The organism is Borrelia sp. RT5S (genome assembly GCF_021165755.1).
Taxonomy (GTDB): Bacteria; Spirochaetota; Spirochaetia; order Borreliales; family Borreliaceae; genus Borrelia.
In genome coordinates this window covers 20274-27011 of record NZ_CP088939.1, presented here as the reverse complement: position 1 = coordinate 27011, position 6738 = coordinate 20274, and the positions used below count along the sequence as shown (strand labels likewise).

7 protein-coding genes are annotated in these 6738 nt (G+C 33.9%); all 7 read right to left on the bottom strand.

From position 1 onward, the window contains the following. Positions 1–258 precede the first annotated feature (258 nt). A complete protein-coding gene (locus LSO06_RS04915; RefSeq protein WP_231760990.1) occupies positions 259–912 on the bottom strand; it encodes a hypothetical protein in 654 nt (217 codons plus the stop codon). Between the two features lie 15 nt (positions 913–927). Then, positions 928–2289 carry a replication/maintenance protein RepL gene (locus LSO06_RS04910; protein ID WP_231760989.1) on the bottom strand — a complete coding sequence of 454 codons (1362 nt, stop codon included), beginning with the start codon at positions 2287–2289 and terminating at the stop codon, positions 928–930. Beyond that, the gene (locus tag LSO06_RS04905; RefSeq protein ID WP_231760988.1) at positions 2286–2894 is read right to left on the bottom strand and encodes a hypothetical protein; all 609 of its coding nucleotides are present in this window, start codon (positions 2892–2894) and stop codon (positions 2286–2288) included. The genes LSO06_RS04910 and LSO06_RS04905 overlap by 4 nt, the downstream gene beginning before the upstream one ends. 535 nt (positions 2895–3429) lie before the next feature. Then, positions 3430–4011 carry a hypothetical protein gene (locus tag LSO06_RS04900; protein ID WP_231760987.1) on the bottom strand — a complete coding sequence of 194 codons (582 nt, stop codon included), beginning with the start codon at positions 4009–4011 and terminating at the stop codon, positions 3430–3432. A 49-nt stretch (positions 4012–4060) separates the two neighbouring features. Continuing rightward, positions 4061–4390, bottom strand: coding sequence for a hypothetical protein (locus LSO06_RS04895; protein WP_231760986.1), 330 nt, complete (start codon positions 4388–4390; stop codon positions 4061–4063). Next, positions 4387–5808 (bottom strand): plasmid maintenance protein, encoded by a 1422-nt coding sequence (locus LSO06_RS04890; protein WP_231760985.1) that lies wholly within the window; start codon positions 5806–5808, stop codon positions 4387–4389. The genes LSO06_RS04895 and LSO06_RS04890 overlap by 4 nt, the downstream gene beginning before the upstream one ends. Positions 5809–6084: 276 nt before the next feature. Further along, positions 6085–6561, bottom strand: coding sequence for a hypothetical protein (locus tag LSO06_RS04885; RefSeq protein WP_231760984.1), 477 nt, complete (start codon positions 6559–6561; stop codon positions 6085–6087). Positions 6562–6738: the final 177 nt, after the last annotated feature.

The window sequence follows — 6738 nt, the reverse complement described above, 5'->3', positions numbered from 1 at the left end:
ATATAACTAGATAGTATATTGCTATTCTTTGTTTATAAAAACAGGTAACTTTATTGTTATGTTGATGATGTCGGTACCTATAACTTTATTGTTGTTTCCTTTTTATGAATAAGCACTTGCTTCTAAATTTATTGTTGTCTTTATTTAATTTGGTTATATTATTTATTAGTATTTATTTTAAATAAAAATTATCTTCTTAAATAAAAAGCCAAAGCTAGTTAACTTTGGCTTTGCTTTTCAAAATTAAAACTTAAAAGACTACATACCCAAATATGCCATTACTTTTGGTATAAATGCAACTCCCAAAAGAAATATCAGCGTCGCGGATGCCATTAGTATTCTATTGGATTTAGTAAAATCTTTCCTCATTATTGCAAGTTCTTTATAAATATTTTTTTCTAAATTATTTATCTTTGTATCCATCTTCTCCTCAATATCATTCTTAACATCATTTATTCTTTGGTTTACTCCTAAAAATTGCTTATCCACTGCTGCAAACTTAATATCCACTGCTGCAAAATTGGTAGCCATATTCTCCTTAAGTCCAGCTATTTCCTTATCCACTGATGCAAAATTGGTAGCCATATTCTCCTTAAGTCCAGCTATTTCCTTATCCACTGATGCAAAATTGGTAGCCATATTCTCCTTAAGTCCAGCTATTTCCTTTTCTACTGCTACAAACTTAATATCCATTGATGCAAAATTGGTAGCCATCTTCTCCTCAAGACCTACCATTCCCTTCTCAAGCGCTGCAATATCGCTTTTTAATGCAATAATATATGATCTAGCAGCTTCAACTAGTAAGATAGCAACACCCTTTTCATTAGCAGATAAACTACTAAGAAGACCTTCCACTAATTGATTTAAAGTTTTGTTTGCATCCAAATCGGCATTTAACACACCATTACTCATTCCACACCCCCTTAATTATAACAATTTGGTTAAAATAGAAACACTAGCAATTGTTGAAACAAAAGCAAACTGTGCTTTAATAGCTTTCTTAAGAGTAGCTACTTCACTCTTGTCATTCCCATTGTTGTTAATGTCATCAACTAATTTAGTTATTAAATCGTAATTTAGAACAAAAGCTCTATGCTTTTTATGAAGCAAATTATGCTTAAGCAGCGTTGCTATACCCTTTCTAACATAGTGAATTGAAACCCCAGTCTCTTTTGAAATAAGTTCAACCTTCTTAAGCACCCTATTGTCCTCTTTTGTGTTATTAACAAAAAAGTCTAGTGTCTTGTAGACATCAACTGGTATTGAGTTAAAGTCAACCTTTTTTGTTCTAAACTTACTAGCAATACTAGCTAATGGTTTGTGAAGATTGCTTACTACTAATGGTTTGTGAAGATTGCTAGTGTATGCTAGTCTAGACTCATAATCTCTTTTATACAAACTAGATATATGATAAACAAAAATACAAAAGACAACATCTAATGCAAAAGAACACAACAATAGTAAATAAGATATTAAATATTTTATATATGAATGCTCACTGTTAAATATTTCCGGTATTAGGAATAATGCATGAATCCCATACATATTATTCCCTTCACTGTTCTCTTTAATAGATTCATGATGCTTAATATCAAGTTCCTTAACCTTTTCTAAATAAGAATTTATTTGTACTTCTAATTGCTTATTCTCTTTATTTTTCTTATCAATGAACTTCTCATACTCCAGCTTTTTAGTCTTGTGATCGTGATATAAAGCCAAATTCTTAACCTCAACTGATTCAATTGTTGCTATATTAGCTTCTATTCGTCGCTTCAACATGTCTATACGCTGGTTCAATATTGTCTTCTCAGCTTGCATAGCTACTTTTGATGATGCAACCATACTCAATTGTTGTTGCTTAACCTCACGAAGCTGTGAGCTGAAGAACAATTGGAAAAAATTCTCATAACTACCCCATGTACTAACTAATTGAGTTATAAAAGCAATAACAAGCAATACACCCACAACCTTGCTATGTCGGCTAGACATAACCGTTACACTACCAGTTTGCTTTTGTATTCTATATTCATTAAGTAAATACAACATCTTATGAAAAATAATAGTGGGCACTACTATTATTACGATAGTAAACCCTAAATAAAGCAAATGCTGCTCTCTGCTTAGGTGCTCGCTTGAATAAACAATAAATCCGTTATATGAATTTAAGATGTTAAAGCCTACAAGCAGTAACGCACCCACTATCTTGATGAAATTCATGTACATAAACTGAATATCAAACTTTAATTTATCCAGTATACCCAACTGACTTCTATTTATTTCCTTATTCATTTCCACACTCCACTATTTCTTCTTCTCATAAAGTTAGCGATGCTTTTCTTTACTCTTTTAAGAGAACTATCAAAGTTTGCAATACAACTTGCGATACACTCAATCACTAATTTTTCCTTCAATATCATATCCAATACCCTAGCTTTGTACTTACTTCTATTAAATAAGTAAGCACACATTAGCTTAAATTTATCTCTAAACCTGTTTAAGTAAATTTCATTACGAAATAGATAAGTATTATAATACTCAAACTTACTATTTATGTATAAGCTTAAATATTCACACATATATGTCAAATCATGATATGAAGCATGGAACTTCTTTGATCTAATACTTGATATAAACCTGTACTGATCCCTTTCAAGGCTTGCTACCCACTTATTAAACTCACTTATTCTTCCTTTTATATCCACAATTAATTGGTCTCTTTTTAACGCTTCATATTCCTTAAATTCTAATAAAATGTCTCTTATATTATACCCACCCTTTATGTTATAATCTATGTTATAATCATAATTGATGGCAGCTGATACTTGTGTTTTATCGCATGTATTGCTGCTGTTATAGCCAAAATCTTTTCCTAATGGAATCCCTAAAGTAGTCATTTTTTCTCCTTTTTTTCAAGCTATCTTTATTGTATCTTATTTTGTTACTTTTGTCAACTTCTTTTTAAGGGTGGAAATCTTATCTAAAGTAGATAATTTATTTTTAAGATGATTTATTTTTAATTACTAAATACGAGTCTATGTTTTACGTGTTCATTTAACTCCCATGCACCAACTCTTTAAATAGAATATATTTCTATTTCTAAATAGAAATTAACATGCCTTAAAATCAATTAGAATACTGTTGCAAGCCTACTTTTTTTAAATAGAAATTGGATATTTTTAAATAGAAGTGATTCTCTTTTAAGTAGAATTTAAATAGAAACAGATATTTTTAAATATAAATGAACAGTATAACTGATAACTTTTGTGAACAACTTTGTTAAGGAATCATATTGGTAAACTTTTTTAAATAAGCAGGCACGAGCACAAACTTAGATCCCTAAACCCTGCCTATGTGACGCCGCCATTCTAGACAAAACTTATACAGCCTATCCTGTCAACCATGCATGGTATAAACTAAAGTAAGCAAAACTTACGTTTGTTGTGCTGCCAACTTTTGCCTTGCATACTTCTCTCTTCTCTTACGCTTAAGTTCCTCTTGATTTGCATAATAATACCTATGGTTAGATTTAGCTACTACTTCGGGATGCTCCTTAAGATAAGTCTTAGTTCGCTCTATTATAGCCTCTCTATTTTTCCTATAACGCTCCCTTTGATACTCCCTATTGCCTTCAATGTCCTCACGATATCTCTCTTTTAACCTTGCTATTATCTTTTCCCTATTCTTTTCTCTATAAGCCCTCTTATACTCCCTAACCTTTTCCTTATTCTTCTCTCTATACGCCTCTTTATATGCCTTCATCTTCTCCTTGTTCCTCTCTCTATATCCGTCTCTGTAAGCCTTAATCTTCTCTTTGTTCTTAAGAGCAGACTTCTGAATGATTAATTTTCGCCTCTCCTTTCGCTCCTCATCAGTAAGGTTTAAAGGAGGCCGACCCGTCTTCTTCTTAACCTGCTTCGCATCATCTGTTTGTGCACAGGCAGTAGATACTGCATCCTCAATTTCATTGTCTCTAGATTTAAATAGAGCACTAAGTTTTTCAAACATTTTCATAAACACCCCCTTTTTTTCACTGTCATATCCTCAACTCAAGCGCACAAGACTAAGACATAGTGATGCCAATTTTGAATAAAGCCTCGTTAAGCTTTTCTGAATCAAACCTACATATTTTCCATTCTTCATAAACCTCAGCAGGATCGCGACCCTCGCCATGCTTCTTTAAGTACTTCTCAAAATTTCGTCGACCCCTCTCAAGAAGACGATACAATTTCTTAGTGCCAGTTCTATTGAAAACCTCATGTGGATTGCTACCATACTCAAGCCCCATTATGCGTTCATAAAAATAATCAGTATTCCTCATCAGATGAGTTTGATTGCGTAACATAGCACTCGCTATCCTTTCTTCTCTAGTAAGCTGAACCTTACCACTCATGACACCACCTCCTCGTTAATGCTAATATCTTGCCTAAATTTATCCAAAAGCCCACCCAAAGGCCTTACAGTTGATTCCTTAAACCTACCACTAGAGTCAAGCTCACGCAGGTTGCCATACCCATCCGAGCAAACAACCCTGCCTAAAAGCTCCTGTTGCTTGTACTTATTCGTGTACTTATCCATGAACGACCCCCAAACCTTGTAAAAATCATTAGTCTTGTCCGTGTTAGGATTTAACATCCAAACCTTATTGCTGTAAACCTGCGTAAACTGCTTTGTATAGTATCCAGCCACGTCTTCTACAGCATAATCACTAGCATAAATTAGGCTTGCCTCCAAATTACGCAAGGCATTCCTATGCGTGGCGACATTATTGCTACACCGCCGTATTGTAGCCAAAGTGTGCCTGTCAATTTTGTATTTATTCTCTAGTTTACACTCCATGTGCTCCTCATAGCTCCTCTTGTACGCCGAGGCAACGCGGGCGGCGGCGCGGCGCGGCGGCGCTTTTGCATGCAAACTCTCCTGCCTATCCTCATTGCTCTTAAAGCTACTAGCTTTCGAACATGCCTTCCCAGCCGATTTGCTGGTAACCCCCCCCTGTGCCTTCTCATCGCTAGTTTCTATTCTGTCGGTTTTGTCCTTCCCCTCGCAAGTCCCGATGCCTTCAAAAACGACCCCTGCTTTATTAGCACTTCCCTCCTCCCTATGTTTTTTTAAAATCGAATTCTTAGAATTCTTAGTATTAGTTAAGCTTATTATACCTTTAGGTATAATGGTGCTATTTTGAGGGGAGGCATTTAACACCATTTCTTCTTCGTTTTGTTTAAAGGAAGCAGCGGCATATTGTTCAATTTGTTCATAGTCATCAACATCATCAAAAGAGACAGCATCAATTTTATCTTCAAAAACACCCTTAATTCTAACACCAGCCAGTGTGTCAATTAGTTTGTCTTCATGGTGCTTCTTAATAATTGTTTTAAAGTTTCTCCATAGTTTCCAATTGATTACGTAAAAGGCAAAGCCACCATTGCCCTCACCTAGAGGTTGAATTACAGCCCTAATGAGCCCCAAATCCTTCAATGCCTTAATATCGCCTCTGAGTGTACTTCTTGCAGCAGGTTTAAGGCCGTCCTTGACAAGGGAGGCATTAACCATTCTGTGTATGTCACCTGCTGAGTAGTGTGCAAGCCTGCCTGAGGCAAAATATTCTGTATTCTTTCGCTCAATAGCCCAACATATTTTATACACCCGTTCGATTCGCTTGTATGTGCGCACCACGAGTGATTTTATGTGGTTAATCGTGAGTGCTTTTTCATGGGTGTCAGCTTCAAAGCTATTCTTAATGATCCTAGTAAGTAGTGTCTTGATCCCTTTGGTGGTAGACTTGAAAAAGTAGGCTTTTTGAATTATCATTTTAGACATCCTTTGGGTGCTATAAGACTTATTTTACCGTGACTTATAGTACCGTTTATATTTTTTATAAAGTATAAATCAAAAATTTGAATTTATACAGTAGCATGCCCACCCCTGAGGTTGCATGCTTTTTCTTTTTATATCCATATCCGCATTTAAGTTAGATCTTTTAATAAACATAGGTTTAATATATATTGTTACCCATATTATGTCAACTAAGTAAAAGCAATAAAGATTATATTTATGGCTTTTGCTTGTTCTTGAAGTGAATTTATATTATTTATATAATATTGATTTCTTTTTCTTAAGTCTTTTGGTTATTTCTAGTTCAATTTGGACTTTTTCTAGCTTTTTTATTCTTTTCTCTTCCTTATTCATCGGAGGGTTCTTTTTTATTCTTTTCATTTTGTTTGACTGAAATCCAAATTCCAATAATTCGGGATCAATATCTTGTAATAATTTTGTTTTCTTTCTAGCAATCTTATCCCATATCTTTAATGGGTTTTGCATATTACGGAAGAATAAATATTGTATAAACTCTTCAGCAATGTAATCTGTTTTGCCAATTCTTATGCCTGCGTCTAATTCAGCAAATGTTTTAGAAATGACACTTTTACTATAGTCTAGGTCGTAGAGAACTTTTAAGATATTTCTTATCTCATTGCAGGTAAGTAGTATAATTTTAGAATTATTTGTGATGATCATAGCATCCATCCTTTTACTAAATGTTTCTCTAGTTATATTGATATTCAAAATGCTGCCTTTTTGTAATATAAAGAGAGCTAATATAGACTCTTTTATATTACAAAAATATAATAAAGTTTAATAGAATTAAGTAAGCGATGAGTATCTATTCATTACTAAGTTTTGTTAATAGCATGGCAATTCACAAACAAAACAGCTAGATTTTTATGGATGTACACTTCAGAC

Coding starts and splice junctions, on each gene's coding strand:
- LSO06_RS04905 (WP_231760988.1), bottom strand. CDS start 2,894: ATGACTACTTTAGGGATTCCATTAGGAAAAGATTTTGGCTATAACAGC.
- LSO06_RS04895 (WP_231760986.1), bottom strand. CDS start 4,390: ATGAGTGGTAAGGTTCAGCTTACTAGAGAAGAAAGGATAGCGAGTGCT.
- LSO06_RS04915 (WP_231760990.1), bottom strand. CDS start 912: ATGAGTAATGGTGTGTTAAATGCCGATTTGGATGCAAACAAAACTTTA.
- LSO06_RS04900 (WP_231760987.1), bottom strand. CDS start 4,011: ATGAAAATGTTTGAAAAACTTAGTGCTCTATTTAAATCTAGAGACAAT.
- LSO06_RS04890 (WP_231760985.1), bottom strand. CDS start 5,808: ATGATAATTCAAAAAGCCTACTTTTTCAAGTCTACCACCAAAGGGATC.
- LSO06_RS04910 (WP_231760989.1), bottom strand. CDS start 2,289: ATGAATAAGGAAATAAATAGAAGTCAGTTGGGTATACTGGATAAATTA.